The organism is Sphingomonas kyeonggiensis (genome assembly GCF_030812785.1).
Classification (GTDB): domain Bacteria; phylum Pseudomonadota; class Alphaproteobacteria; order Sphingomonadales; family Sphingomonadaceae; genus Sphingomonas; species Sphingomonas kyeonggiensis_B.
On record NZ_JAUSTJ010000001.1, the window covers coordinates 1,640,189 to 1,665,356 of the forward strand.

The window sequence follows — 25,168 nt, forward strand, 5'->3', positions numbered from 1 at the left end:
GACCCCGGGGAAATTCCGGCGGGTTGAACCCTGGTGCACATATTCTGTGCTTGACGAAAGGATGACGCGATGGACAGGCAGATTTCCGAACCGCCCGCCGATGCCGGGCAGGACAAGGATGACCAGACGCCGGGCGGCCTTCCGCCGGAGCCGGTCGAGGACCGCCCGGGCGTGGGCAGCGTGAAGCCCGAGGACTATGCTGAGCCCGCCAAGGGAGACCAGGCATGACCGACAAGCGTAATGAGGGACCGGGCGAGGCGGAGCGCGCCAACCCGGGCAGCACCGACGTCGATCCGACGAACAAATCCTCGCAACAGCCCGCCGAGGGGGCCGACGATGTTCCGCCCGAGCAGCCGGGCTCGCCGCGCGGCTAGCGACGCCGCTTTTGCACGACGCTGAGCTTTCCGCTGCTCTCAAGCGTCGCCAGCGCGACATCGTCGATATCGCGGATCTGCTCGCTGCGAATTCCCTGGGCAAGGTCCTGGTCCGACAGGTTGGCGCGCCGCATCGCCCTGGCATCGACCTTGCCGTCCTCGACGAGCGTGATCGGTCGCGACTTGACCAGCGCGGCGACCCAGTGCCAGCGCATCGCGACAAGGGCCAGCAGGCGGTGCAGGACCACCAGGGCCAGCGTCGCCGCAAGGACGGGGAAGAACGGCGCCTTGCCCGTCATGACTCGACTGATATTGGATCCGACGATCAGCGCGACGACGATGTCGAGCGGCGAGAAATGCGCGAAGGTCCGGCGCCCCGCGATCCGCACGCACAGGATCCCGAAGGCGAGGAGCGGCAGCACCCGGAAGCAAAGCTGCAGTGCGCTGGCCCCCTCGTCGGGCCCGATAAGCTGGCGAAACCATTCCATGCCCGGCCAACGCCCGCGAATTGGCGCGGGTTTCACGCAAGCCGGAACCGCGCCCGATCGGCAGGGTTCTCGCGCAAAAGCATCGGGAGGCTGTCGAATGATGTACATGCACGCGATCGACGAACCCGGGTTCATCCGTCCGGGCTCGCCGAGGGTTCGAGCGCCAAGCCTCGGAACCGTACGACGTTCGGGTCGCGCGGCGGCGGGCCGTACGCCTGTCCGATTTACCCAGGTGTCTCGGCAGCCTCGCCGCGCCGGCCGGCGGGAGGTCGCCTAGCCATGCACGGACCTAGCCATGACGCGGTTGCCGGCGCCACGCCGGGCGCGGTGCTGCTGCGAGAGGAGCTGCGCCGCGGCACGATGTCAGAGCTTTGCCAGTTGTCGCTCGGCACGCGGACGATCTCGCTCGCGGCGGGCCATGACGCGGTCTGGGTGATCGTGCGCCGCCCGGGCCGCGGCGGCATCGCGATGCGGGCGGCCTTCTGTCCGGCGGGCTATGAGGAAGCGCGAACGCTGCGCGCGCGGAAGGGCGAGGCGGCGCGGATCGAGGTCAGGAGCCCGATCGGTACGCACAGGATCGCGGTGCGCCTGATCGAGGGCGCGATTCCGGTACTGCAGGTGGCGACGAGCCTCGAGGCCAAGGTCCCGTTGCTTACCTCCTTCGTGCCGCGCGACTTATATCCGCTCGACGCGCACGACGATCCCCTGGGTGCGGTCGGGCAGGTCGAGGCGGCACAGCGCGGCTTCAACACCGGCGCCATCTATTTCCGCTTCGAGGAACCGGACTTCGGCAGCGTGCTCTATTGCCAGGACCTGACCCGCCTGAACCGCTACTTCGCCCTAACCGATACCAAGCCCGACGGCGCGGTCGGCGGCGTCTGGCCCGAGATCGGCTATCTCCTGCCGACGCCGCCGCAGCGCGGAACCCCGCCGGTCGATCCCTTGCCCGCGGGCGAGGAGGTTCTCCTTTCCCACGCCCTGATCGCCTTCCACGACGACAGCGACGGTGACGAGCAGGCGATGGCGCAGCGCTATCTCTCGCTGCTCGGCGCCGTGTTCGGCCAGATCGAGCAGCCCGACATCGCCTATCGCGACTGGACCGCTCGCGCCGAGGATTCGCTGCGCGACCTCGCCCGTTCGCCCAAGGCGACGATCCGCCATTATGGCCATAGCTATGTCCATCCCTATACCGCCGCCGAATATCCGGATTCGATGGTCCAGCTCTCCGTGCTGAGCGCGATCCGCGACTGGGAGGTATGGGCCGGCGGGAAGGCCGCCATCGGTGTCGACCTGGCGGCCGGGCTCGGCAAGTTCTACGATCCCAAGCTCGGAACGCTGCGCCGCTACCTGCCCAATGTCGGCAAGGACAAGGACAGGAATGCGGTCGACAGCTGGTATCTCTATCATCCGCTGTCGAAGCTCGGGCGCCTCGCCATCGACGGCGACAAGCCGGCGTTGCGGCTGTTCAGCAAGTCGCTCGACTACGGAATCCGGGCTGCCCGCCACTTCGAGTACAGATGGCCGATCCAATATGACGTGCGCGACTTCAAGGTGCTGCAGGCGGCGCGCGACGATGCCGGGCTAGGCCAAACCGATGTCGGCGGCATGTACGCCTATGTCATGCTCCAGGCCTTCGAGCTGACCGATGAGTGGCGCTACCTCGACGAGGCGCGCGCGGCGATCGACGCGGCGCGCGAGATGCGCTTCGAGCTCAACTACCAGGCAAATCTGACCGCCTGGGGGGCCGCCGCCTGCATTCGGCTATGGCGGATCACCGGCGAGGAAACCTATCTGCGCCAGAGCTATGTCTATCTGGCGAGCTTCTTCCACAACACTGCGATGTGGGAATCGGAGATCGGCCATGCCCGCCACTATCGCAACTTCCTCGGCGCGACGGCGCTCCACGATGCGCCCTATATGGCGATGTACGAGTGCTTCGACAGCTTCGCGGCGTTCGAGCGCTATCTGAAGGACGCCGGCCCCGAGCTCGATCCCGCCGCGAAGCTGTTGATCTGCGAATATTGCCGCTACGCGCTCGACCGCGCCTGGTTCTACTATCCCGACGCGCTTCCGGAAGACGCGATCGCGCCGAAGCAGCGCCCGACCAACGGCCATATCGACCGCGCGCTCTCCTTCCCGGTGGAGGACCTGTATGTCGACGGGCAGCCGGCGGGGCAGGTCGGGCAGGAAATCTATGGCGCGGGCTCGGCCTTCGTCTTCGCCAGCCGCGCCTTTCACCGCGTCGAGGGTGCGCCCTTCCTGCTGTTCTGCGATCACTTCCTGCTCGGCCTGGACCGCCCGGGAGAGAAGGCTCTGCGCTTCCAGCTCGCGGGCAGCCCAGGCCGCGACGCTCGGCTCAGCCTGATCCGGGCGGGAAGCGCCGGGCTACCGGAATTCACCCTGTCGGCGCACGGCGGCAAGGCGTTGCGGCCGCGGCACGCGTCCGCGGGCCGCATCGAGTATCACGTTCCGGCGGACGCGACGATCGAGTTGCTCTGGTAGGCTAGGCGCCAAGCCCGGTCTTCATCGCGGCAAGACGCTGCTCATAGGCTTCGGCGAGCCGGCGATGGGCATAGGCCACGCCCATATCGTCCGCCTGCTCGGCGCGCGCGCGTTCCTCCCGGGCGCGCCGCTCGAGATAGTCGCGGTCCGCCACGTCGCCCGCCCGGCGGTCTCCCCATGGGTCGCTCATCGCCGCCTCAATGCGCGTGCGCCTGGTGGCGGTGGGTTTCCCAACCCTTCTTCGCCGCCGCCGAGCGCTTTGCCGCGCTTTGCGAGGCGCCGCCCTTCTCGCCGCCCTTGCGCGCGCTGTCGTGATTCTCCTGCTTGCCGCGTCCCGAGCCCGATTTCTTGCCGCCGCCGGACTCCTTGTTGACGGTCGCCCAGGCGCGGCGCTCGGCCTCCTCCTTGCCGACGCCGCGGTCCTCATAGCCTTCCTCGATATGCTTGGCCTTGCGCTTCTGCTTGTCGGTGTAACTGCTCTTGTCGCCTTGGGGCATGATCGCTCTCCCATCGTCTAACCGACTGCAACAACGCCCGATTTCAGCGGCCAGTTGCGCGCCATAACCTGGGTTATGCCGGGAACCCGCGCGTGTCCCTTTGGTTCGAGCCGGGAAGGAGAATGCAGCCATGACCGAGATTGCCGACCCGCCGGCCCGCGACCTTTCCGACGCGCATACCGAGATGCCGAGCCTCGAGGGGCGCAAGGCGATCGTCACCGGCGGGACCACCGGCATCGGCCGGGCGATCGCCGTGCTGCTCGCGTCCGAAGGTGTCGACGTGTTCATCTGCGGCCGCGATCCGCAGCATCTCCAGGACGGGCTCGGCCGCATCCGCGAGGTCGGCAAGGGCGACGGCATCAACATCGACCTCGCCGACCCCGACGGCGTCGCCCGCTTCGTGGAGGCGGCGAAGGACTATTTCGGCGCGTTCGACATCGCGGTCGTCAATGCGGCGATCCCGGCGCAGGGCGTGACCAAGATGAACGCGGAGGAGCTCCGCTATGCCATCGCCACCGACTTCACCGCCTATCTCGCGAGCGTCGATGCCGCGGCGGAGGTGATGCAGGACCATGGCGATATCGTCCTGATCGGCTCGATGAGCGCGCATGTGCTGGGGCCGGATTCCAGCGTCTATGCCGGGATGAAGGCCGGCATCGCCGGCTTTGCCGAAGCGGTGCGCAAGGAGCTCGGCCCCAAGGGAATCAAGGTCGCGCTGGTCGAGCCCGGCAAGACGGGCGCCGACTTTCAATATTCGAGCTTCACCGCCGAGGAGCAGGCCGAGCAGATCAACAAGGAGTGGATGTTGCGCGCCGAGGATATCGCCGTCGGGGTCCATTACGTCCTGACCCAGCCCCGGCGTGCCGTCGTCCAGCAGGTGACGATCGCGCCTCGCACGCAGGACAAGGAATGAGCAGCTTCCCGGTCGACCGGCTCGTCTTCGGCCCCGACGACATCGACCTGTCGCGCTCTCCGCTGGCGGGGCATTTCGATGCCGAGACCTATGTGCTCGGCGCCTTCAACCCTGCGCTGACGCGGCTGCCTAACGGCAACCTGGCGATCTTCGTCCGAGTGGCGGAGGCGCTCCGCAATCCGATCGTCGAGGGCAAGATCCACGCAATCCGCTGGCACGAGGGCCGCTACGTCCTCGATCCCTGGCCGCTCGAGCTGGTCGATACCGGCGATCCCCGCAAGTTCCTGATCCGCGGTGGCCGGTGGAAAGTGATGGCGCTGACTTCGCTCTCGTGGATCCTGCCGGTGGAACTGACGCCGGATGGCCTCGAGATCGTCGAAGTCCATTACGACAAGGCGATCGCACCCCAAGGCAGCTTCCAATGCTATGGCGTGGAGGATGCGCGGGTGTCGAAAGTCGGCGATCGCTGGCTGATGACGACCTGCTCGGTGAGTCCCGAGCGCCACTCGACGACGCTGTACAGCTCGCAGAACGGCCTCGACTTCACCTTCGAGGACGTGGTCCTCGACCACCAGAACAAGGACATGCTGATCTTCGAAGGGCTTGTGGACGGCAAATACTGGGCGCAGACGCGGCCGCTCGGCGATCTCTATTTCACCTATCCCCCGGGCAGCGAATGGCGCGGCGGCCCGTCGATCAATCTCGCCACCTCGCCCGACGCCCTCCACTGGAAGCCGCACCGCGAGCCCGGCATCCGGCCGCACGCGGCGACGATCGCCACAGCGCGGATGGGCGGTGGCACACCACCGATCCTCACCGATGCCGGCTGGCTGACCTTGTGGCACGGCGTCGAGCCCAAGGAGATCGTCGGCATCTACCGGACCTATTGGTCGATCCTCGACCGCGACGATCCCGCCCGGGTGTTGCGCACCGAGCATATGCCCTTGCTCGAGGCGGCGCCCGAACTGACCAGGCCGCTCGAGGAAAAGATGTATGTCCGCGACGTGGTGTTCACCACCGGCATCGCGGATGCGGGCGACCATTATGTCGTGGCGTCGGGCGAGGCGGACCTCGCATGCCGCATCACCCACATCCCCAAGAGCAGGTTTGCATGAAGGGTCGGCGCGGCATCGCCGCGCACGTCAGCGCCGGCGGACGCCCCGCAGTCCGTTGATCAGCGCCATCGCGGCGATCCCGATGAATGCCGCACTGGTCCAGGGACGCGCCTTGGCGAAACCCTTGGCCTTTTCCGTCAGCGGCGCATCGCCGGCGAAATGCTTGACGATGTCGTCGGTCAGCGCGGTCTTGCTGTTGGATTGCGGGGCGGAAGCGTCGTCGGTCATGCAAATCTCCTTGGAACACCGGCGGATAACGCGGTCGCCGCCTCGAAGTTCTCTCCGGCTAGCGGCGGAGCGACTATTGCCTGCCGAGGGCCGGTCGACGCTGGCCGTATCTGCACCGCTGAGGCGAAAACACGATGCTGGAAAGACGCCCGCCTTCCAGTTGCAATCGATTCGCAGGCGGAACCGAACGCAATTCCGGACCGCTTAGATCGCGCGCAAGCGGGAGATCCAACATGGCTGAATTCACGGACGCAATCGCACTGCTCAAGGCCGATCACCGCAAGGTCGAAGCCTTGTTCGAGCAATATGAAGGCACCAACGGTGCCGCCGCGAAGAAGAAGATCGCCCATCAGATCTGCGTGGAGCTGAAGGTCCATACCGCGATCGAGGAGGAGATCTTCTACCCGGCGTTCAAGGGCAAGATCGAGGACGATATCCTTGAGGAAGCTTATGTCGAGCATGACGGCGCGAAGGTGCTGGTCAACGATATCGAGGCCGGAGATCCCGGCGACGATTTCTACGACGCCAAGGTCAAGGTGCTCTCCGAGGAGATCAAGCACCATGTGCACGAGGAGGAGATGCCCTCGGAGGGCATGTTCGCCCAGTGCAGGGCGACCGATGTCGATCTCGTCGCGCTGCGCGACGAGATGCTGTCGCTGAAGCAGAGCCTGCTTGCGCAGGAGGAAGCGTCGGGGCTTCCCGTGGCGAAGCCCCGGGCCGTGAATTTGATCACCGCCTGAGCAGGACCGGATGCGGGCGCCGGTTCGCCCGCACCCTAAGTGCTTGCTGCCGAAGATCGCGAAAGGCCGGCTTGCGAAACGCTCGGCGGGAAATCCGCCCGGCAAGATGCCGAGGCCGAGACGGAAATGGAGAACGCCATGGATCGCGAATCCCCGTTGGAAGCGTTGGGCATCGGCTTTCGCCTCTGGCAGCTCGGCGTCGAGGCGAGCATCGTGATCGGCCTGCGGTCCTGGAAGATCGCGAGCGGCGGGAGCGGCGCCGGCGCCGAGGCGAGCCGCATGGTGTCGGAGAAATGGCTGGCACTGGTCGACGCCAATACCCGCCTGCTGACGGGCAGCTATGGCAGCTCGCCGCACAGCGTGGCCGATGCTTTGCTGCGTCTTTATGGCGGCAAGGTCCGCGCGAACCGCAGGCGGCTCACCCGGCGCTGACCCCGATCGCGCAGTATCGCGAAAAGCTTTCGCAAATTCGCAGGCATCCGCACCGACCTGGAAACGGCGCCGGCGTGGCAGGAACGGGCGCGGCGCTCCGATCGTTGCTCGGCGCGATCATGAAGTCGCGTTCGATTCCGCAGCCGATGGAGGCAGTGCTGGCCGACGACCTGCCTACGGGCGGCGGCTGGCAGTTCGAGCCCAAATGGGACGGATTTCGCGCGCTTGCGCTGCGCGAGGGAGAGGAGGTCGAGCTCTGGTCGAAGTCGGGCAAGCCGCTCGGCCGATATTTTCCCGACATCGTCGATATGCTGCGGGGCCTTGCGGCGAAGCGCTTCCTTCTCGATGGCGAGCTCATCATTCCCGTCGGGGACAGCCTGTCCTTCGCGGCGCTCCAGGCCCGGCTCCATCCGTCGGCTTCCCGTGTCGCCAAGCTGGTCGCCGAGGCACCCGCACAGTTCATGCTGTTCGACTGCCTGCAGGTCGGCGAAACGTTCCTGGCGGACAAGCCGCTCGTCGAAAGGCGCGCTGCGCTCGAGGCATTCCACGCGGCGCATGCATTGCCCCGGCTGATGCTGTCCCCTCGGACCGAGGAAGCGCAGGTGGCACGGAACTGGCTCGCCGGAAGCGGCGGCGCGCTCGACGGCATTGTCGCGAAGCCGCTGGGCGAACCTTATCGTGCCGGCGAACGCGCTATGCGCAAGGTCAAGCAATTAAGGACCGCCGACTGCGTCGTGGGTGGCTATCGGCAGGGCGCCAAGGGAAGCGTGTCCCTGTTGCTCGGTCTCTACGACGAGGACGGATTGCTCGATCATGTTGGCTTCACCTCGAGTTTCGCGGCCGCCGACCGAGCTGAAATCCTGCAAAGGGTGACCGGAGCCGTGGGCGAGCCGGGCTTCACCGGCGACGCACCCGGCGCACCGAGCCGGTGGAGCGGGGTTGCCAAGCCTTATGTGAAGCTGCGCCACGCGCTGGTGGCCGAGGTGGTCTACGACCAGGTCAGCGCAGGGCGCTTTCGCCATGGCACGCGGTTCCTGCGCTGGAGGCCCGACAAGGCACCGGCGCAATGTACGCGAGACCAGTTGATACGCGAACTCCGGCCCGCCGAGTTGGAGGTGATCCTGGCCAAGGCGTGATCTATCGGTCGAATCGCCCCGGGGCGGACGATCCGCAGGCGCGCGGCGCGAGCGGTCACCGCCGACATGTCATTTGGTCAAGGCGCGCCGCAGGCCGATCGGGCATGACAGGCAGTTCCGCGCGAAACCCAGGCTGAACTGTGGCGACAGATGGAAAGCGGCGCGCGACGGACGGATCGATGCAGGCCGGAACGGCGCGAATAGCGCATTGTTCTAACGAGATAATCTCCCGGAGAGACGAAGATGGGCGAGACTCTCGACACGCCGCAGCGCGACGATGCGCCACTGGCGACTTCCAAGGATTCGGCCGCGGTCGATGCGGCGACCGATACGCTGATCGACAAGCCTGGCCAGGGTGACGCCGACGTGCTGGTCGGCCGTACTGTGACGATCAACCGGCCGCGCGAAGAGCTGTTCGCCTATTGGCGCGACTTCGCCAATCTTGCGACGTTCATGGAGAATGTCGAACGCATCGACGTGCTCGATGACAGGCGCTCGCACTGGGTCGTCAAGGCCCCCGGCGGCAGGACCGTCGAATGGACCTCGGCGATCACCGAGGAGCGGGACGGCAGCTTCATCGCCTGGGCTTCCGAGGATGGCGCCGACGTGCCGAACAGCGGTCGCATCGACTTTCGCGATGCGCAAGGTGGTCGCGGCACGATCGTGACTGCGACGATCCTCTACGATCCGCCAGCCGGCGCGATCGGCAAGCTGATCGCGAAGATGTTCCAGCGCGAGCCGGCCATTCAGGCGCGCCGGGACCTGCGCCGCTTCAAGCAACTGATGGAAACCGGCGAGATCGCCACCGGCGCGCGCAACAAGCGGCTCCAGGACGAAGGGAAGAACTGATGCGCGCGAGTCTTTTTGAAGAGGGAGCACGCTGATGCGCGCACTGGCCTGGCACGGAAAGCACGACGTCCGCGTCGATACGGTCGACGATCCCGAGATCCTCAACCCGCGCGACGCGATCATCAAGGTGACCTCGACCGCGATCTGCGGATCCGACCTTCATCTCTACGACGGCTACATCCCGACGATGATGAAGGGCGACATTCTCGGCCATGAGTTCATGGGCGAGGTGGTCGAGGTCGGTCCCAAATCGACGCTGAAGATGGGCCAGCGCGTCGTGGTGCCGTTCACCATCGCCTGCGGCAGCTGCTACCATTGCGGCAAACACCAGTACTCGGCCTGCGATAACGGGCTGCCCGCCGATAACCAGGATATCGCCCAGGAACTGTACGGGCAGCCGATGAGCGGGCTGTTCGGCTATAGCCACATGACCGGCGGCTATTCGGGCGGACAGGCCGAATATGTCCGCATTCCCTTCAGCGACGTCGGCCCGCTCGTCATCCCCGAGGGGATCGAGGACGAGAAGGTGCTGTTCCTCTCCGACATCCTGCCGACCGGCTGGATGGCGGCGGAGAATGCGCAGATCGAACCCGGCGACACGGTGGCGGTCTGGGGCTGCGGCCCGGTCGGGTTGTTCGCGGTCCAGTCGGCCTTCCTGATGGGGGCCGAGCGCGTGATCGCGATCGACCATTTTCCGCGCCGGCTTGAGCTCGCGAAGAAGTTCGGTGCGGAGACGATCAACTTCGAAGAGACGCGCACCTACGAGGCGCTGATGGAGATGACCGGCGGCATTGGCCCCGACGCGGTGATCGACGCGGTCGGGCTCGAAGCGCATGGCTTCTTCGTCGACAATGTGATCGACCAGATCAAGGCAAGCACCTTTCTCGGCACCGATCGCATCCACTCGATCCGTCAGGCGATCCACGCCTGCCGCAAGGGCGGCCGCGTCTCGATGCCAGCCGTCTATGGCGGTTTCGTCGACAAGTTTCCCCTGGGAGCCTTCATGGAGAAGGGCCTGACGCTGAAGACCGGCCAGACCCATGTCCAGCACTACATGCCGGCGCTGCTCAACGCGATCCTGGAAGGCAAGATCGATACGACCTTCCTGATCAGCCACACGCTGCCGCTCGAGGACGCGCCCAAGGGCTACAAGATGTTCCACGACAACCAGAACGAAGTGACCAAAGTCGTGCTCAAGCCCGGCCTGGCGCTGGCAGCGGAGTAGGGAAAATGGCGAACAAACTCGCGATCGTGACCGGTGCCTCCACGGGGATCGGGTTCGAACTGGCGACACTCGCGGCGAAGGAAGGCTATGATCTGATCGTCGTCGCCGACGAACCGCTAATAGATGCGGCGGCAGCGGACTTCCGGCAGTTCGGCACCGAGGTACAGTCGGTGCAGGCCGACCTCTCGACGCTCGACGGCGTCGAGGCGCTGCTCGCGACAGCTGCCGGCCGCGCCATCGATCTGGTTTGCGCGAACGCGGGCATTGGCACCGGCGGTCCCTTTCTCGAGCAGGACGTCGCGGCCTGGCGACATTCGATCGACACCAACGTCACCGGCACCGTCTATCTGCTCCAGAACGTCCTGCGCGACATGGTAGCCCGAGACAGCGGCAAGGTGTTGGTGACCGGCTCGATCGCCGGATACATTCCCGGGAGCTTCAATGCCGTGTACAATGCCACCAAGGCGTTCATCGACAATTTCACCGAGGCGCTGCGCAACGAGCTCAAGGACGCCAAGGGCGTCACGCTGACCACGCTGATGCCTGGCGCGACCGACACCGAATTCTTTGCACGTGCCGACATGCTCGACACCAAGGTCGGCCGGGACGATTCCAAGGCCGATCCTGCCAAGGTGGCGAAGGACGGCTGGGATGCGCTGATGGCCGGCAAGGGTCATATCGTGTCGGGCCTCGCCAACAAGCTGCAGGTGGCAGCTGCAGGGATCGCGCCGCAATCGGTGCTGGCGGAACTGCATCGGGGCATGGCCGAGCCTGGTGCCGATTCCGACTGACTAGATCTGGCCCAGGGTGGCGAGGCAAGCTTCGAGGACTTCGCGGCGAAGCCATCGCTGGCGCCGGCAAGAGCCGATCGCGAGGACGGCTAGCCCGGGGCGAAGTCCGGCAATGGCGTCCGGGTCGCGACCCACTTCGCCGTTAGCCGGGCCTGGCCTTACCGAACAGGGTCCGTGGCTCCGCCCTCGCCGGCCTCGCGGATCGTCGCGAGCAATTCCTCTATCCGCTCGAGCCTGGCGAGCGGATCCTCGATGCGATCCCTTGCGATCAGCCGGTCGCCCTTCCGCTCGAGCGCGAGGGCCTCGAACGCGCGACCGCTATCGGGTCGCGGCGTCAGCGCGATCGCAGCCGGCCCGGCATCAATGCGGGCGATGCCTGCCGAGCGCGCTTCGGTTCGGACGCGGGCGATCGCAAGCAATGTCCTCGCTTCGGGAAGCAGCGATCCGAACCGATCTTCCAGCTCCTCCTCGATCCGATCGATCTCGCCCGACGATCGCGCACGGGCGAGCCTGATATAGAAAGTGATCCGGATCTCAGCTTCCGGAATCAACAATCCCGGGAGCCGGCCCTCGATGCCGAGGCGAAGATCGGGCGTCCAGCGCTCCACGGATTCGCCGCGCGCGGCGCGAAGCGCCGCCCCCAGCAGATCCTGATAGAGGTCTATGCCGATCAGCTTCATATGGCCGGCCTGTGCGTCGCCCATGAGGTCGCCCGCGCCGCGCATGTCGAGGTCCGCCGCGCTCACCGCGAAGCCTGCGCCGAGCCGATCGAAGGCCTCGAGCGTCCGCAGGCGCTTCAACGTTCGCGGCGCCAGCGCCTTGTCCGGGTCGGTCAGGAGGATGACCTGGCCACGGCGTCCGCCGCGACCGACGCGTCCGCGCAGCTGGTGGAGCTGGCTCAGGCCGAACCGGTCCGCCCGCCAGATCACCATGGTGTTCGCGCGCGGTACGTCGAGGCCGGCCTCGATGATGTTGGTCGCCAGCAGGACGTCGCCGTCGCCCCGCGCGAAGCGGACCATGGTCTCGTCGATCTCCGCCGCGCCCATCTTGCCATGGGCAGTCAGCACCTCGAGTTCCGGCACGAGCTCGCCGAGAATTGTGGCGAGCGGCGCCATGTCCTCGATACGCGGCACGACCACGAAGCTCTGGCCCGCCCGGCTGCGCTCGCGCAGCAGTGCCGCCCGTATCGCGGCCTTGTCGAACGCGGTGACCGCAGTGCGGATCGGCTGCCGCCGCGCTGGCGGCGATGCGATGATCGAGAGCTGCTGGATGCCGACAAGTGCGCTTTGCAGCGTGCGCGGGATCGGAGTCGCGCTCAGCGAGAGCGCATGGCCTGCCCCCAGCTTACGAAGGCGTTCCTTGTCGGCTGTGCCGAACCGCTGCTCTTCGTCGATGATGACCAGGCCTAGCCTGTTGTAGGTGACGCCCTTGCCGGCCACGGCGCCCGTGCCGACGACGACCCGGATCGAGCCGTCCGCGATGCCGGCTCGGACGCGCCTGCGCTCGGCCGGCGTGGAAAGCCGGGACAGACCCGCGACCTCTATTCCGGTTCCCTCGAACCGCGCGGCGAAATTTTCAAGGTGCTGGCGCGCGAGCACGGTGGTGGGGGCGGCGATCGCGACCTGATATCCCGCGAGCGCAGCGAGCGCGGCCGCGCGCAGCGCCACCTCGGTCTTGCCGTATCCAACATCGCCGATGACGAGGCGGTCCATCGGCTTTCCCGAGGCGAGATCGGCGCGCACCGCATCGATCGCCCTGGCCTGGTCCCGCGTCTCGGTGAATGCGAATCCGCCGGCGAATTTCTCATACTCAGCCGAGTCCGGCGCGAGCACCGGCGCCGTTCGCCCGGCGCTCGCCGCTGCGATCTCGATCAGCCCCGCTGCGGTCTCCGCGATCGCGGCGTCGATCGCGGAACGGCGCTTCTCCCAACTGGAACCGTCGAGCCTGTCCAGCGTCACTGCGTCGGCGTCCGCGCCGTAGCGCCACAGGCGATCGGCCTGGCCGATCGGCACGAGCCGCATTGCGCCCCCTGCATATTCGAGTGCGATCGCTTCCGTGTCCCCTGCCGGCGAGGCTCCGAGCCCATGGACGCGGCCGATGCCATGGTCCTCATGGACGACGACGTCGCCGATGCGGATCTCGTCCAGCGCGAAGACCAATGCCTGGTGGCTGTCGGCGATCTCATCGCCGCGTTCCGCCCGGCTGCCGAGCAGATCGGCGGCCGCAACGGCAACCAGATTGCCGCGGCGGAAGCCGCGGTCCAGGGGCACTTGGAGGGCGAGAAGGCGGCCAGGCTCGGCTCCGACGACGCTCGCCCAGTCCGGCATGTCCGTGATCTCGGCCCTTGCCGCCTTGGCGACGCGTGCGCGAAGAAAGCGCAGGTCGCGGGCGGTTCCGAGGATCGCCAGGGTGCCACCCCCCGCGAGCAGCGCGCGCGCGAATGCTCCAAAGGCGCGCATTGGGGATCTTTCCTCCACGAACCGGGGGACGGGAGCCGGTTCGGCTTCCAGCTCTATAGCCTTGCGCTCCGCGATCGCTGCGGACCAGTCGCGATCGCCGACGACGTGCCGGCGCGCCTTGCCAGGACGCCTCCGCTCGGCATCCGCGACGAGGGCGAGCAATCGACGCCGGCGCTCCTCCGCGCCGGTCTCGATCGCGAGCCGGGCGCCCGGGAGGTGATCGACGAGCGAGACGCCTTCGTTCCCAATATCCGGCTCGGCCACGCGCCCAAGCTCGCGCGCGTCGAGTTCCTCTACCGAACGCTGGTCGATCGGATCGTAGCTCCGGATGGAAACAATCACGCCATCGACAATCTCGACGCGCAGCGGAAGCTCGGCATCGGCCGGAAACACGTCGAGGACCTGGCCCCGAAGCGCCACTTCTCCCGGTTCGTCGACCCGTTCGTCGCTGACATAGCCAGCCTCGACGAGGCCGTCGAAGAGGCTGGCCAGGTCCACTGCCTCGCCGCGGACAACCCTGGGCGGCTCGGCATCGAAAGCCTGTGGCGGCGGGTAGCGATGGCCGAGCGCCTCGCCGCTGGTCACCAATGCGATCCGGCGCTGGCGCTCGTGCGCCTGGGCGAGGCGGAGGCGGCGCAACGCAGAGACGCGTTGCCCGACATTCACCGGGGATGCCGGCGCGTCGTCGCCCGGAATCGCGTCGCTGCCGGGGCAGTAGATGATCTCTGCTTCGGTGAGAGCGTCTAGCGTCCGGGCAAGCGCCGCCGCCCGCTGTTCATCGCCAGCGGCGACGATGACGTCTTCCAAGGCAAGGATCTCGGCCAACTGGGCCGCGGCCGCGCCGATCGGGGCGGGGCGCACCTTATCGGGGGTAGCGAGGGCGCGGACCGCAGGCTCGGGCATGGATGACACGCTGTTCTACCTTTCGGATGGGAAGGTCATGCCAGCCGGAGGCTGGGCAAGCGTCCTCCGGGGAGCCGCATCCCCACGCGCTGGGCGCAGACGGCGAGCCGCACCCGAGCGGCCGATGCCGATCACGACGCATGGTCCAGCACGACTTTCACGGGCCAGTCGCCGCCGTCGAGCGGCTCGATCGCGTCGAAGAGGTTGCGCGGCATATCGAGCGCCAGGAAGTCGCAGCCGAAACGGATCGCCTGGCGCGGCACTGCGCGCAGCGCCTCGCCAATCCCGGCGGGCGGTCCGCTCGCCACTACCACATAGCTGATCTCGCCGGTCGCGCATTCGACAAGCCCCTCGACCGCCTTCCCCACGCGGTCGCCGACGCTGTCGACGACAGGCATCCCGGCCAGGCCGGTGGCAGTGAATAGCGATGGCGCGGCGGCGCGCCGGCTCGCCTGGGAGGCGGACTTCCCGCCATCCTCATAGACGCGCTGGCGGCCCAGCCAGCGCCAGATCCCCACCGCGTTGACGAGCGTCAGGAAGCAGTTGGTCGCGAGCAAATTGGTCTGTCCGCTGGAAAGGCCGACCGTCGCCCAGCCGAGCGATCCGACGGTGAAGACGACGAAGCCCCATCCCGTCAAACGGGCACCGAGGTTCGCGGCGGTCATCATCGCCGCGATCATGGTCGCGCAGGGCGCTACCCAGCCAGCAATCGCAATAAGCGTGGCGACCTCCCATGATAGTCCGGTCGCGACGCGCAGGTCGCGGCCTTTGCCAAAGTGGCGCGTCGCCCTATGGCGTCGGTGCGCTGCTCAACTCGAAAGCGGGCACGGCGTTCCTCAGAAATCTCGCGCTCGCTCAGGCACTTGCTTCAGGTTAAACCCCTAGGCGACGGTTGGGAGCATGGTTGCAGCAACAGTTTGTTACAACCCGGCCGCTCGGGCGTTGCAGCGTTTCCCAATGAGGAAGCCAGATTTGCCGATGCCACTCCCAGCCGACCGCAAGACCATGTTGGAAAGTCGCCGCGCCATGAAGATGGCCCGGTCCGCGCACGCCTTCGTCCGCGGCAACACCGCCAAATTCTACGAATGGCTGGCGGCATCGCCCGCCGCGCGCCGGGTCCCGCAGGGGCCGGCGATATGGATTTGCGGCGACTGCCACCTCGGCAATCTCGGACCGCTCGCCAACGAACTGGGCGACGTGGAAATTCAGATCCGCGACCTCGACCAGGCCGTCATCGGAAATCCGGCCCACGACCTGATTCGCCTGGGCCTGTCGCTCGCGACGGCGGCACGCGGTTCCGATCTTCCGGGTGTCGTGACCGCTCGAATGATGGAGGAAATGGTGGATGGCTATGGCGCGGCGCTGCGCGATCCCGATCGGGACGACCCCGGTGTGGAGCCCGAGCTCGTCCGCAGCGTCAAGCGGCGAGCGCTGGGACGCCGCTGGAAACACCTTGCCAAGGAGCGCCTGGACGCGATCGAGCCGAGGCTGCCGCTGGGCAAGCGCTTCTGGGCGCTGGACCCCGACGAGCGTGCCGCGCTGCAAAGCCTGTTCGAGGATGGCGATGTCGCGCGGCTGATCCTGTCGCTCGACCGCAAAGGGAAGGCGCGCAGCGTCCGGCTCGTCGATGCAGCCTATTGGATGAAAGGCTGCAGCTCGCTCGGGTCGCTGCGTTTCGCGGCGATCGTCGGCTTGGAGACGGGCAAGGGGAAATCGGAATACGCCTTGATGGATTTGAAAGAGGCGGTCGAGCCGATCGCGCCGGCCTATCGGGGCGCCCGCCTGCCCAAGGACCAGGGGGAAAGGGTTGTCACCGCCGCGAAGGCACTCTCGCCTCACCTCGGCTCGCGCATGATGCCCGTGCATATGCTGGGCCGCAGCCTGGTGCTGCGCGAACTGGCGCCCCAGGACCTCAAGATCGAAGTCGAGCAGTTCAGCCAGGGACAGGCGATTAAGGCTGCACGCTATCTCGCCTTCGTGGTGGCCAAGGCGCATGCGAGGCAACTCGACGCCCATGACCGCAAGGCGTGGGGGGAGGCGCTTGACGCCGACCGGCGCGGATTGATCGACGCCCCCTCTTGGCTCTGGGAGAGCGTCGTTTCCCTCGCAGGGAGCCACGAGGCGGGGTATCTTGAGCATTGCAGGCGCTACGCGCTGGCCGCCTGACGCACGCCCTTCCTTGCGATCGTCGCGTCCCCGGTGGCGGACGGCCTGACTCTGCCGGCGAAAGGGAACTGGGTGCATTCGCGTCGGTTGGAAGCGCGAATTCCGACGGGAGCAAATCACATGACGACGACTCCGACAGAAGCCGCCGGCGCCGCCGCGGCGCCCGAGGCGCCCGAGGCGGCGTCGCCCTCGGCACTGTCTCACATCGCCAGCCGCATCGGCACCTCGAGCAATGCCCTTGTCGACCAGGGTATCGCGCGGCTTGGCCGGATTGCCGAAGAGCGAAAGGCAGGAGCTGCCGATGCCATCGGCACCGTCGTCGAGATCGTGCGCCAGTTCGGCGACGATGCCGGGGAAAGATTTGGCGATACTGCCGGAAGCGCCGTCCATCGTGGTGGAGACGCCCTCGATCGGCTCGCGAAGACGGTGCGGAACACGCAACTGGACGAAATCGCCGTCGGCACGCGGCGCGTCATCGGGCGCAACCCGGTGATCGCGATCGGCGCGGCCTCGCTGCTGGGCTTCGCGGCCGGACGCATTTTCAAGGCCGGGCTGGTTCGGTCCGGGTCCGGTAGCCAGGCACGCGCAAAGGAGGCGCTCGCATGACCCGTCAGACCGCTACGAAGCTCAACGCCGCCACGAGCCAGGCACGGGGGGCGCACAAGGCACGCCGCATCGACACAGGCCGCGCCGTGATCGCCGGCGCTGGCGGTCGCCTCGGCCGGCTGGCATCGGCAGGTGCGCGGCAGGTCGCGGAAAATCCGATTACCGCCGCGCTTGGTGCCGCCACGATCGGCGCCGGAATCGCGCTGCTGTTGCCCGTAACGCGCCGCGAAGCCGAGGTTCTCGGTCCGCTCGCGGACACGCTGGAGGACGTCGCGCGCGGCGCCACGGAGAGTGCGATCGATATCGGCCGGCAGGAAGTGAAGGAGTTGGCGCAGACTGCGATTGCGGGCGTCGGTGGCGCCATGGTCGAATCGATGCTGGCTGGCGACACCGCCACAGGCGGCAAGTCCTAGCGTTGTGTTTCGCCGGTGCCGTGGGGACTTCGGTTGCCAGCCGTTGCTGCCCATTCTGATGACGACCGGCTATAACGAGGATCTTGTCGCGGATATTCCGCGCGGCACACAGCTCGACGTGGTCGGCAAGCCCTATCGCAAGGGGAGCTAGCGGACCGGGTTCGGATCGCGCTCGACCGCCGCAGCAGCCGGCGCGGGACGATATGGGCGACTTCGGACCCAAGGAGGGCTAGGCGGCGTCTCGCACGTCGACCAGCCCGGCGAAGGTGCCGCGGATCGACGGATCGGTATCCCGGCAAAGTGCGGCGATACGGCCGCCGAACTGGTCCTGCGTCTCCTGGAAGCTGCGGCGGGCCATCGACCATTCGCCGAATTCGCGCCGCGTGGTTTCGCGCCGCGAGAGAAGCACCAGCGCATGGTGGCGAGGGTCGGCGATGATGCGAAGGAAGACGTCCTCGACCGCGGTCTTCGGTCCTTCGAGCGCCTGGAGAAACCGACGCCCATCGGTGTAGAGAAGGCCGGTGATCTCGTCGCGCGCATTGTTGCGCTGCGCCTGTGCAAGGAGCTGGTCGAGATCGATGACTTCGTTCTTGCGCGCCGAGCTGATGTAGAGAAGTTGCAGCATCGAATTCTCCTTGCAGAAGTCATCTGGGCGCTAACCACCTAATAAATCACGAATTAACCCAGATCAGGCTCGGGCCGAATGTAGTGCCGGGGAGCGCGCGCGATTGGGTAAGAGACTCGGCCTGGCAGCAGGCCGGCCGAGCGGAGATCATGTCTCGCCGTGCGACGCCGGATCGGCAACCAACAGGACGCCGCGGTCGGATGCGGCCAGCTCGACCTGGTCGAGTTGGCGCAAAAGATCTTTGAACCCTTCGTCGGCCGGCACGGGTATCGCGCCCCGGAAGCTCGCTCCCAGCCGGTCCAGGTCCTGCCGGGTAAGCAGACCAATGGCGACGATTCGAGAATCCGACACAATGATTTCCTGCACTTAGCTGCCTTCAGGGCATGCTTTCCAGGCGGTGATATCAACCCCTTGGCAACGCGCACGTTCCGCCCACAGCCATAAGCGGCCCGCCGTTCTGAGCCATGCCCGCCTCTCGGAGCCGCTCTGGCCGCTACGCATCCTTCGGCCCGGAGGAGCCGGACAATCTCCAGCAATCTCCGCCTTCTAGCGGGATTTGCGCGGCCGCGCCCATGCGCGCTATGGCGGCGCAGCGCCTTCTTTTCAGGAAATAATATGGTCCAATCGCCGCTCGAGGATCCTGTCGCAAACCGGTTCGAGATACTGGTCCAGTCGGTGATCGACTATGCGATCTACATGCTCGATCGCGAAGGCCGGATCGTCACCTGGAATGCGGGTGCCGAGCGGCTCAAGGGCTATGTCGCGGAGGAGATCGTCGGCGAGCATTATTCGCGCTTCTTCACGCCGGAGGATCGCGCGGCCGGGCTTCCCGCCAAAGCGCTCGCCAATGCGGCCGACGAGGGGCGATCGGAGGTCGAGGGCTGGCGGGTGCGCAAGGACGGCAGCCGGTTCTGGGCGCATGCGGTGCTCGACCCGATCCGCGCCGAGGATGGGACGCTGGTCGGGTTCGCCAAGATCACGCGCGACATCACCGAGCGGCGCCAGCTCGAACAGGCGCGCCTGGCCAGCGAACTGCAATTCCGCATGCTCGTACAGGGCGTGCACGACTATGCCATCTACATGCTCGATCCGGGCGGGCGCATTACCAGTTGGAACGCCGGCGCCCGCGCGATCAAGGGCTATGAGGAGCAGGAGGTGCTGGGCCAGCATTTCTCGCTCTTCCACACCGAAGACGATCGCGTGCGGGGCACGCCGGCCATGGCGCTCGAGACGGCACTGCGCGAAGGCAAGTTCGAGGCCGAGGCTCGCCGGGTCCGCAAGGATGGATCGCTGTTCTGGGCCCATGTCGTCATCGATCCGATCTACGACGAGGCCGGCACCCATATCGGCTTCGCGAAGATCACGCGCGACGTGACCGAGCGCAAGCTCGCGCAGGACGAACTGCGCGACACCCAGGCCGCGCTCCTCCAGTCGCAGAAGCTCCAGGCACTCGGCGAGCTGGCTGGGGGTATCGCGCACGACTTCAATAATCTGATGACCGTCATCCGCGGCTCGACCGATTTCCTTCTGCAGCAGCCGGACCTGCCCGCGGAGAAGCGTAACCGCTATCTCCACGTCATGCTGGAGACCGCCGAGCGCGCCGCCAGCCTGACCTCGCAGCTCTTGGCCTTTGCGCGGCGCCAGCCGCTCGAGCCCGAGGTTCTTGATCTGAGCGTGCGTCTCGATGCGGTGGCCGAGATGCTCCAGCGTACGCTGGGCGGCAATGTCGCGCTCGAGCTCGACCTGGCGCCGGCGCTCTGGCCGGTCGAGATCGATCCGACGGGACTCGAGACTGCGTTGCTCAACGCGGTGCTGAATGCGCGCGATGCGATGCCGAACGGAGGCCGGATCCGTCTCGTGACGAGCAACCTGTCGCGGCCCGAGGGCGACATGGTATGCCTTGCGATAAGCGATACCGGCGAGGGTATCGCGCCCGAGAAGCTGGAGCGCGTGTTCGAGCCTTTCTTCACGACCAAACCGGCCGGAAAGGGCACCGGGCTCGGCCTGTCCCAGATCCATGGGTTCGCCGTGCAATCCGGGGGTTCCGCAACGATCGAATCGGAGCTCGGCCAGGGCACGACGGTCCGCATCCTGCTGCCCCGGACCGACAAGCCGGCGCAAAAGGCGGCAGAGCTCGATCCCCAAGTCTCGATTTCCGCCGGCCTCAAGGTGCTGCTGGTCGAGGATAGCGACCATGTCCGCTATTTCGCGCGACAGCTGCTAGAGGATCTTGGTTGCGAGGTGGTCGAGGCTGCGAGCGGCGAGGAAGCGCTCGAGCGCCTGAAAGACAACTCGGTCGACCTGATATTCTCCGACATCGTCATGCCGGGCATGAACGGCTTGGAATTGGCCAAGCGCGTGCGCGAGCAGAACGATCGGGTCGCGGTGCTGCTGGCGAGCGGCTATAGCAGCAAGCAGTTCATTCCGGCGGACCAGCGGGAATTTCCCATTCTTCGCAAGCCATACAAGCTCCAGACGCTTGCGGTGGCGATCCGCACGTTACTGGCGCAGGGCAACTAGGCGGCGGTCGACCCCGGACACCACCGTCGGTTCGGGGCGATGGGCAGAGAGGATCGAGGAGAGATTCGACCCGGCCGGCAAGAACATATAAGGAACATCGTTCCTCTTGCCGACTCGTCCCATGTCCAGCCCTTCTTATGTCGAACTCCAGGTAACCACGCATTTCAGCTTCCTGCGCGGTGCCTCCTCGCCTGAGGAATTGTTTGCCGCAGCGGCACTGCTAGGTCTCCCCGCGCTCGGTATCGCCGATCGCAACTCGGTCGCGGGAATCGTTCGCGCCTGGGACGCCCAGAAGGCGACCGGCGTGCGCTCCATCGCCGGCTGCAGGCTCGATCTGGCCGATGGCACTGCGCTGCTCGTCTATCCGACCGACCGGGCCGCATGGAGCCGGCTCACGCGTCTGCTTTCGATCGGCAAGAGCCGCGCCGGCAAGGGCGCCTGTCATCTCGACTGGGGCGATATCGAGACCTGGAACCAGGGACTTATCGGCGTGTTGGTTCCGGACCGGGCCAATGCCGATACTCAGGCGGCATTGGACCGGACCAGCCGTATCTTCGCCGACCGATCCTATCTGGCGCTTGTGCTGCGCCGCGGCCCGCGCGACGCGGTGCGGCTGCGCGACCTGTCCGAAATGGCGGCGAAGGCGCGGGTCGCCACCGTGGCGACCGGTGACGTGCTCTATCACGCGGCGGAGCGGCGTTTGCTGCAGGACGTGGTCACCTGCATCCGGGAGAAATGTACGGTCGACGCGCTGGGCGACCGCCGCGAAAGGATCGCCGACCGGCACCTGAAGACCGGCGCGGAGATGGAGCGGCTGTACCGCCGCTATCTGGGCGACACGCGTCCGGTCGCACGAAGCCTTGAGATTGCGGAGCGCTGCAGCTTCGACCTCGAGCACCTCCGCTATCAATATCCCGACGAGATCAAGGGGGCGGGGCGCACTCCCCAGGAGGAGCTTGAGCGGCTGACCTGGGAGAAGGCCCCCGGGCGCTATCCGGACGGCGTGACGCCGAAGATCCGCGCGCAGCTCGAGCATGAGCTCCGCCTCATAGGCCAGCTCGAATACGCGCCCTATTTCCTGACCGTCCATTCGATCGTCGCCTTCGCGCGCTCGCGGGACATCCTCTGCCAGGGCCGGGGTTCGGCCGCCAACTCGGCAGTGTGCTATTGCCTCGGCATCACGTCGATCGATCCGGTCCGCTCCGAGCTTCTCTTCGAGCGCTTCGTCAGCGCCGAGCGCAGGGAGCCGCCGGATATCGACGTCGACTTCGAACATGAGCGGCGCGAGGAAGTGATCCAGTGGATCTACGAGACCTATGGCCGTGACCACAGCGCGCTCACCGCCGTCGTCAGCCGCTACCGCGCGCGCGGGGCGGTACGCGAGGTCGGCAAGGCGCTGGGGCTCAGCGAGGACATGACTGCCGGGCTGGCAAGCCAGGTCTGGGGCTGGAGCCGCGAGGGCGTCACTTCCGCCCAGGCCGAGGAACTCAACCTCGACATGGCCGATCCCCGGCTCGCGCTCACGCTCGAGCTGGCGCGGCAGCTGATCAACACGCCGCGCCATCTCTCCCAGCACCCCGGCGGCTTCGTGCTGACGCGGGACCGGCTAGACGACCTGGTGCCGATCGAGCCCGCCGCGATGGAGGACCGCCAGGTCATCGAATGGGACAAGGACGACATCGACGCCTTGGGCTTCATGAAGGTCGACGTGCTGGCGCTCGGTATGCTGAGCTGCATGCGGCGCGCCTTCGAATTCCTCGAGGCCGACAAGGGCGTCGCGCTCGACCTCGCGACCATCCCGGCGGAGGATCCGGCCACCTATGCGATGATCCGGAAGGCCGACACGCTCGGCGTCTTCCAGATCGAGAGCCGCGCGCAAATGGCGATGCTGCCGCGCATCAAGCCGCGCACCTTCTACGACCTGGTGATCGAGGTCGCGATCGTGCGCCCGGGCCCGATCCAGGGCGACATGGTCCATCCCTATCTCCGGCGTCGCGAAGGCAAGGAGGCGGTCACCTATCCGAAAGAGGAGCTGCGCCGCGTGCTCGAGAAGACGCTCGGCGTACCGCTCTTCCAGGAGCAGGCGATGCGCGTTGCGATCGAATGCGCTGGCTTTTCGGCGAGCGAGGCGGATCTGCTCCGCCGCGCCATGGCGACGTTCAAGCTGACCGGCGGCGTCAGCCATTTTCGCGACAAGCTGATCGACGGCATGGTCGCGCGCGGATACGCCCATGGCTTCGCCGAGAAGACCTTCAAGCAGATCGAGGGATTCGGCAGCTATGGCTTCCCCGAGAGCCATGCGGCGAGCTTCGCGCTCATCGCCTATGCCTCGAGCTGGATGAAATGCCATCATCCCGACGCCTTCTGCGCAGCGTTGCTCAATGCCCAGCCGATGGGCTTCTACGCGCCCGCACAGATCGTCCGGGACGCCCGCGAACACGGCGTCGAGGTGCGCCCGATAGACGTCAACGCCAGCCGCTGGGACTGTACGCTGGAGCCGACCGACGGGCGCTACATGGCGGTGCGCCTGGGCCTGCGCATGGTTCGCGACCTCGCCAATGCCGATGCGGCTGCGATCGTCGCCGCGCGGGGCGAAGGGCGATATGCCAGCGTAGAGGAAATCCAGCGGCGCGCCGGAATCGGCGCCGGCGCGCTCAACCGTATCGGCGAGGCCGATGGGTTCGGCTCGCTGGACCAGACGCGACGGAGCGGTCTTTGGCAGGTCAGGGGCCTGGGCGACGCGCCGCTGCCGTTGTTCGCGGCCGCCGACCGGCGCGACCAGGCCTGGCGCGACGAGGCCGTCGAGCCCGAGGTGATACTGGCGCCGATGGGCGAGGGCCAGGAAGTAGTCGAGGATTATCGCAGCACGAGCCTGTCGCTGCGCGCGCATCCGCTCGCCTTCCTCCGCAAGGAACTCGCCGACAGGCATATCCTGCCCTGCTCGGCGACCCGGACGACGAGGGACGGCCGCTGGATCAATCTCGCGGGACTGGTCCTGGTCCGGCAGAAGCCGGGCTCGGCCAGGGGCGTGATGTTCATCACGATCGAGGACGAAACCGATATCGCCAACCTCGTCGTCTGGACCAGCGTCTTCGAGAAATATCGCAGCGTCGTGCTCGGCGCGTCCATGATCGGTCTTCGCGGAAAGGTGCAGCGCGAAGGCGACGTCATCCACGTCATCGCCGAGCGGCTCGACGACCTGTCCTCCCTGCTGGCGAGCGTCGGGAGCCGCCGCGAGGTCGCCGACATCTACCGCGTCGCGAGGGCCGATGTGGTCAGGCACGGCCAGGGCACCGATCCGCGCGATCCGGCGGAGCGGCCGCTCGGCCGTAACCCTCGCGATATCTATATCCCGGACCTCCGCCTGGGATCCGGCATCATTCCCGGACAGCCGACCGAGGGCATCAAGATCAAGCCACGCGACTTCCGCTAGATCGGCGGTCAGCCACTCGGGCCGGGCCCGGTCACGCCAGCTACCTCAATGTCTTCCGCCGAGCCCGGGATACGACCGGGCTCGACGCTGTCGCTACCGTCCACCGACTCCTGCGGCGCCTCGGCGCGCTCCGTGCGCACGAACTCGGCGGCACCCGCGCTCGAATCGCCGTCGCTCACCTGCGCGAGCGGATCCTCCTCGCCGGTCTGGGGGATGCCATCGGCATCCTGCCGTCCCGGATCGTCGCCGGCCGGTACAGCCGCAGCCGCGTAGCTGGCGCTCTCATCGGCGATACCGGCATCGAGGCTGCGTTCGGCAGTCTCGCGGAAATCCTGGGGACTGGCCCCTTGGCGAACATGATCGGTCATAGTGTCTTTCCTAGTCCTTTCCCAACCGTCCCGCCGGGTGCCTGTTCCGGGCCTCAGGCGGCCGCGCGCATCCCGTCTGTACGCACGCACCACAGGCCGCTCTCGAGCGGCGGCAAATCCGCGTCGGCCTCGTTCAGCCGCCAGGCTTCGTCGAGCAGGCGTTCCGAGCACATCACATGACGGTCGCGCTCATCGACGGACTGCGCGCTCCTAGCCCGGCGAAGCTCCGTTTCGGATTGGGCGATGAGGCGGTCTATCTCGGTCATGGCACGCTCCAATGCCCCCATCGACAGAACGAGGAGCCATCGGCGCGGGTTCCTGGGAAGGCGTCAGCTCCGGAGTGGCAGGGCCCGGCCGGGCTTCGAGAGGCGTCGTCGCCCGAAAA

At 66.8% G+C, this 25,168-nt stretch carries 26 protein-coding genes; 16 read left to right on the top strand and 10 right to left on the bottom strand.

Annotated elements, in window-relative coordinates; all coding sequences use genetic code 11:
- The first annotated feature begins 69 nt into the window (after positions 1-69).
- Together J2W22_RS08100 and J2W22_RS08105 are read left to right on the top strand one after the other, a co-directional pair.
- Positions 70-228, top strand: coding sequence for a hypothetical protein (locus J2W22_RS08100; RefSeq protein ID WP_269574109.1), 159 nt, complete (start codon positions 70-72; stop codon positions 226-228).
- Positions 225-374: a hypothetical protein gene (locus J2W22_RS08105; protein ID WP_307117715.1), complete on the top strand. Its 150-nt coding sequence runs from the start codon at positions 225-227 to the stop codon at positions 372-374. Before J2W22_RS08100 ends, J2W22_RS08105 begins: the two co-directional genes overlap by 4 nt.
- Here J2W22_RS08105 and J2W22_RS08110 read toward each other — a convergent pair.
- Positions 371-970, bottom strand: coding sequence for a DUF421 domain-containing protein (locus J2W22_RS08110; protein WP_307117716.1), 600 nt, complete (start codon positions 968-970; stop codon positions 371-373). The two genes, J2W22_RS08105 and J2W22_RS08110, sit on opposite strands and share 4 nt — an antisense overlap.
- Before the next feature lie 171 nt (positions 971-1,141).
- On the opposite strand from J2W22_RS08110, the gene J2W22_RS08115 reads away from it, so the two are divergent.
- Positions 1,142-3,364 (top strand): hypothetical protein, encoded by a 2,223-nt coding sequence (locus J2W22_RS08115; RefSeq protein WP_307117717.1) that lies wholly within the window; start codon positions 1,142-1,144, stop codon positions 3,362-3,364.
- A gap of 1 nt (position 3,365) precedes the next feature.
- Here J2W22_RS08115 and J2W22_RS08120 read toward each other — a convergent pair whose 3' ends face one another.
- Complete coding sequence (locus tag J2W22_RS08120) at positions 3,366-3,554, bottom strand: hypothetical protein (protein WP_307117718.1); 189 nt, start codon at positions 3,552-3,554, stop codon at positions 3,366-3,368.
- A 7-nt stretch (positions 3,555-3,561) separates the two neighbouring features.
- Positions 3,562-3,861: a plasmid stabilization protein gene (locus J2W22_RS08125; protein ID WP_307117719.1), complete on the bottom strand. Its 300-nt coding sequence runs from the start codon at positions 3,859-3,861 to the stop codon at positions 3,562-3,564.
- Between the two features lie 130 nt (positions 3,862-3,991).
- Here J2W22_RS08125 and J2W22_RS08130 point away from each other — a divergent pair, with 130 nt between their 5' ends.
- Together J2W22_RS08130 and J2W22_RS08135 are read left to right on the top strand one after the other, a co-directional pair.
- Positions 3,992-4,774, top strand: coding sequence for an SDR family oxidoreductase (locus J2W22_RS08130; RefSeq protein ID WP_307117720.1), 783 nt, complete (start codon positions 3,992-3,994; stop codon positions 4,772-4,774).
- Complete coding sequence (locus J2W22_RS08135) at positions 4,771-5,889, top strand: glycoside hydrolase family 130 protein (protein ID WP_307117721.1); 1,119 nt, start codon at positions 4,771-4,773, stop codon at positions 5,887-5,889. The genes J2W22_RS08130 and J2W22_RS08135 overlap by 4 nt, the downstream gene beginning before the upstream one ends.
- Positions 5,890-5,916: 27 nt before the next feature.
- On the opposite strand, the gene J2W22_RS08140 is transcribed toward J2W22_RS08135, so the two are convergent.
- Entirely contained in the window at positions 5,917-6,117 is a 201-nt protein-coding gene (locus J2W22_RS08140; protein WP_307117722.1) for a hypothetical protein, read from the bottom strand.
- A gap of 233 nt (positions 6,118-6,350) precedes the next feature.
- Here J2W22_RS08140 and J2W22_RS08145 point away from each other — a divergent pair, with 233 nt between their 5' ends.
- From J2W22_RS08145 to J2W22_RS08170, 6 genes are all read left to right on the top strand, one after another.
- A complete protein-coding gene (locus J2W22_RS08145) occupies positions 6,351-6,857 on the top strand; it encodes a hemerythrin domain-containing protein (protein WP_307117723.1) in 507 nt (168 codons plus the stop codon).
- A 138-nt stretch (positions 6,858-6,995) separates the two neighbouring features.
- Positions 6,996-7,289, top strand: a complete 294-nt coding sequence (locus tag J2W22_RS08150) for a hypothetical protein (protein WP_307117724.1) — start codon at positions 6,996-6,998, stop codon at positions 7,287-7,289.
- 119 nt (positions 7,290-7,408) lie between these two features.
- Positions 7,409-8,425 carry an ATP-dependent DNA ligase gene (locus tag J2W22_RS08155; RefSeq protein WP_307117725.1) on the top strand — a complete coding sequence of 339 codons (1,017 nt, stop codon included), beginning with the start codon at positions 7,409-7,411 and terminating at the stop codon, positions 8,423-8,425.
- Between the two features lie 243 nt (positions 8,426-8,668).
- A complete protein-coding gene (locus tag J2W22_RS08160; RefSeq protein ID WP_269574120.1) occupies positions 8,669-9,274 on the top strand; it encodes an SRPBCC family protein in 606 nt (201 codons plus the stop codon).
- A gap of 34 nt (positions 9,275-9,308) precedes the next feature.
- Positions 9,309-10,499, top strand: a complete 1,191-nt coding sequence (locus tag J2W22_RS08165) for a zinc-dependent alcohol dehydrogenase (protein WP_307117726.1) — start codon at positions 9,309-9,311, stop codon at positions 10,497-10,499.
- 5 nt (positions 10,500-10,504) lie between these two features.
- Positions 10,505-11,290: an SDR family NAD(P)-dependent oxidoreductase gene (locus tag J2W22_RS08170; protein WP_269574122.1), complete on the top strand. Its 786-nt coding sequence runs from the start codon at positions 10,505-10,507 to the stop codon at positions 11,288-11,290.
- Between the two features lie 158 nt (positions 11,291-11,448).
- Here the strand turns inward: J2W22_RS08170 and J2W22_RS08175 are convergent, their stop codons facing one another.
- Both J2W22_RS08175 and J2W22_RS08180 read right to left on the bottom strand, forming a co-directional pair.
- A complete protein-coding gene (locus tag J2W22_RS08175; RefSeq protein WP_307117727.1) occupies positions 11,449-14,652 on the bottom strand; it encodes a helicase-related protein in 3,204 nt (1,067 codons plus the stop codon).
- Between the two features lie 131 nt (positions 14,653-14,783).
- Complete coding sequence (locus tag J2W22_RS08180) at positions 14,784-15,320, bottom strand: PRC-barrel domain-containing protein (RefSeq protein ID WP_444875415.1); 537 nt, start codon at positions 15,318-15,320, stop codon at positions 14,784-14,786.
- A 358-nt stretch (positions 15,321-15,678) separates the two neighbouring features.
- On the opposite strand from J2W22_RS08180, the gene J2W22_RS08185 reads away from it, so the two are divergent.
- The 3 genes from J2W22_RS08185 (at position 15,679) to J2W22_RS08195 (ending at position 17,837) form a co-directional block, all read left to right on the top strand.
- On the top strand, positions 15,679-16,818 hold the full coding sequence (locus J2W22_RS08185) for a DUF2252 family protein (protein WP_373422948.1): 1,140 nt from the start codon (positions 15,679-15,681) through the stop codon (positions 16,816-16,818).
- A 120-nt stretch (positions 16,819-16,938) separates the two neighbouring features.
- Positions 16,939-17,424: a hypothetical protein gene (locus J2W22_RS08190; protein WP_307117729.1), complete on the top strand. Its 486-nt coding sequence runs from the start codon at positions 16,939-16,941 to the stop codon at positions 17,422-17,424.
- Positions 17,421-17,837 (top strand): hypothetical protein, encoded by a 417-nt coding sequence (locus tag J2W22_RS08195; protein ID WP_307117730.1) that lies wholly within the window; start codon positions 17,421-17,423, stop codon positions 17,835-17,837. Before J2W22_RS08190 ends, J2W22_RS08195 begins: the two co-directional genes overlap by 4 nt.
- A 229-nt stretch (positions 17,838-18,066) precedes the next feature.
- Here the strand turns inward: J2W22_RS08195 and J2W22_RS08200 are convergent, their stop codons facing one another.
- Both J2W22_RS08200 and J2W22_RS08205 read right to left on the bottom strand, forming a co-directional pair.
- On the bottom strand, positions 18,067-18,462 hold the full coding sequence (locus J2W22_RS08200) for a BLUF domain-containing protein (RefSeq protein WP_269574127.1): 396 nt from the start codon (positions 18,460-18,462) through the stop codon (positions 18,067-18,069).
- 147 nt (positions 18,463-18,609) lie between these two features.
- The gene (locus J2W22_RS08205) at positions 18,610-18,828 is read right to left on the bottom strand and encodes a hypothetical protein (protein WP_307117731.1); all 219 of its coding nucleotides are present in this window, start codon (positions 18,826-18,828) and stop codon (positions 18,610-18,612) included.
- 249 nt (positions 18,829-19,077) lie between these two features.
- Between J2W22_RS08205 and J2W22_RS08210 the strand changes: the two genes are divergently transcribed.
- Together J2W22_RS08210 and J2W22_RS08215 are read left to right on the top strand one after the other, a co-directional pair.
- Positions 19,078-20,982, top strand: a complete 1,905-nt coding sequence (locus tag J2W22_RS08210; RefSeq protein ID WP_307117732.1) for a hybrid sensor histidine kinase/response regulator — start codon at positions 19,078-19,080, stop codon at positions 20,980-20,982.
- A gap of 121 nt (positions 20,983-21,103) precedes the next feature.
- Positions 21,104-24,415 (top strand): error-prone DNA polymerase, encoded by a 3,312-nt coding sequence (locus J2W22_RS08215; RefSeq protein WP_307117733.1) that lies wholly within the window; start codon positions 21,104-21,106, stop codon positions 24,413-24,415.
- A gap of 8 nt (positions 24,416-24,423) precedes the next feature.
- Here J2W22_RS08215 and J2W22_RS08220 read toward each other — a convergent pair whose 3' ends face one another.
- Together J2W22_RS08220 and J2W22_RS08225 are read right to left on the bottom strand one after the other, a co-directional pair.
- Positions 24,424-24,783 carry a hypothetical protein gene (locus tag J2W22_RS08220; protein WP_307117734.1) on the bottom strand — a complete coding sequence of 120 codons (360 nt, stop codon included), beginning with the start codon at positions 24,781-24,783 and terminating at the stop codon, positions 24,424-24,426.
- A 53-nt stretch (positions 24,784-24,836) separates the two neighbouring features.
- Positions 24,837-25,049 (bottom strand): hypothetical protein, encoded by a 213-nt coding sequence (locus J2W22_RS08225; RefSeq protein ID WP_307117735.1) that lies wholly within the window; start codon positions 25,047-25,049, stop codon positions 24,837-24,839.
- Positions 25,050-25,168: the final 119 nt, after the last annotated feature.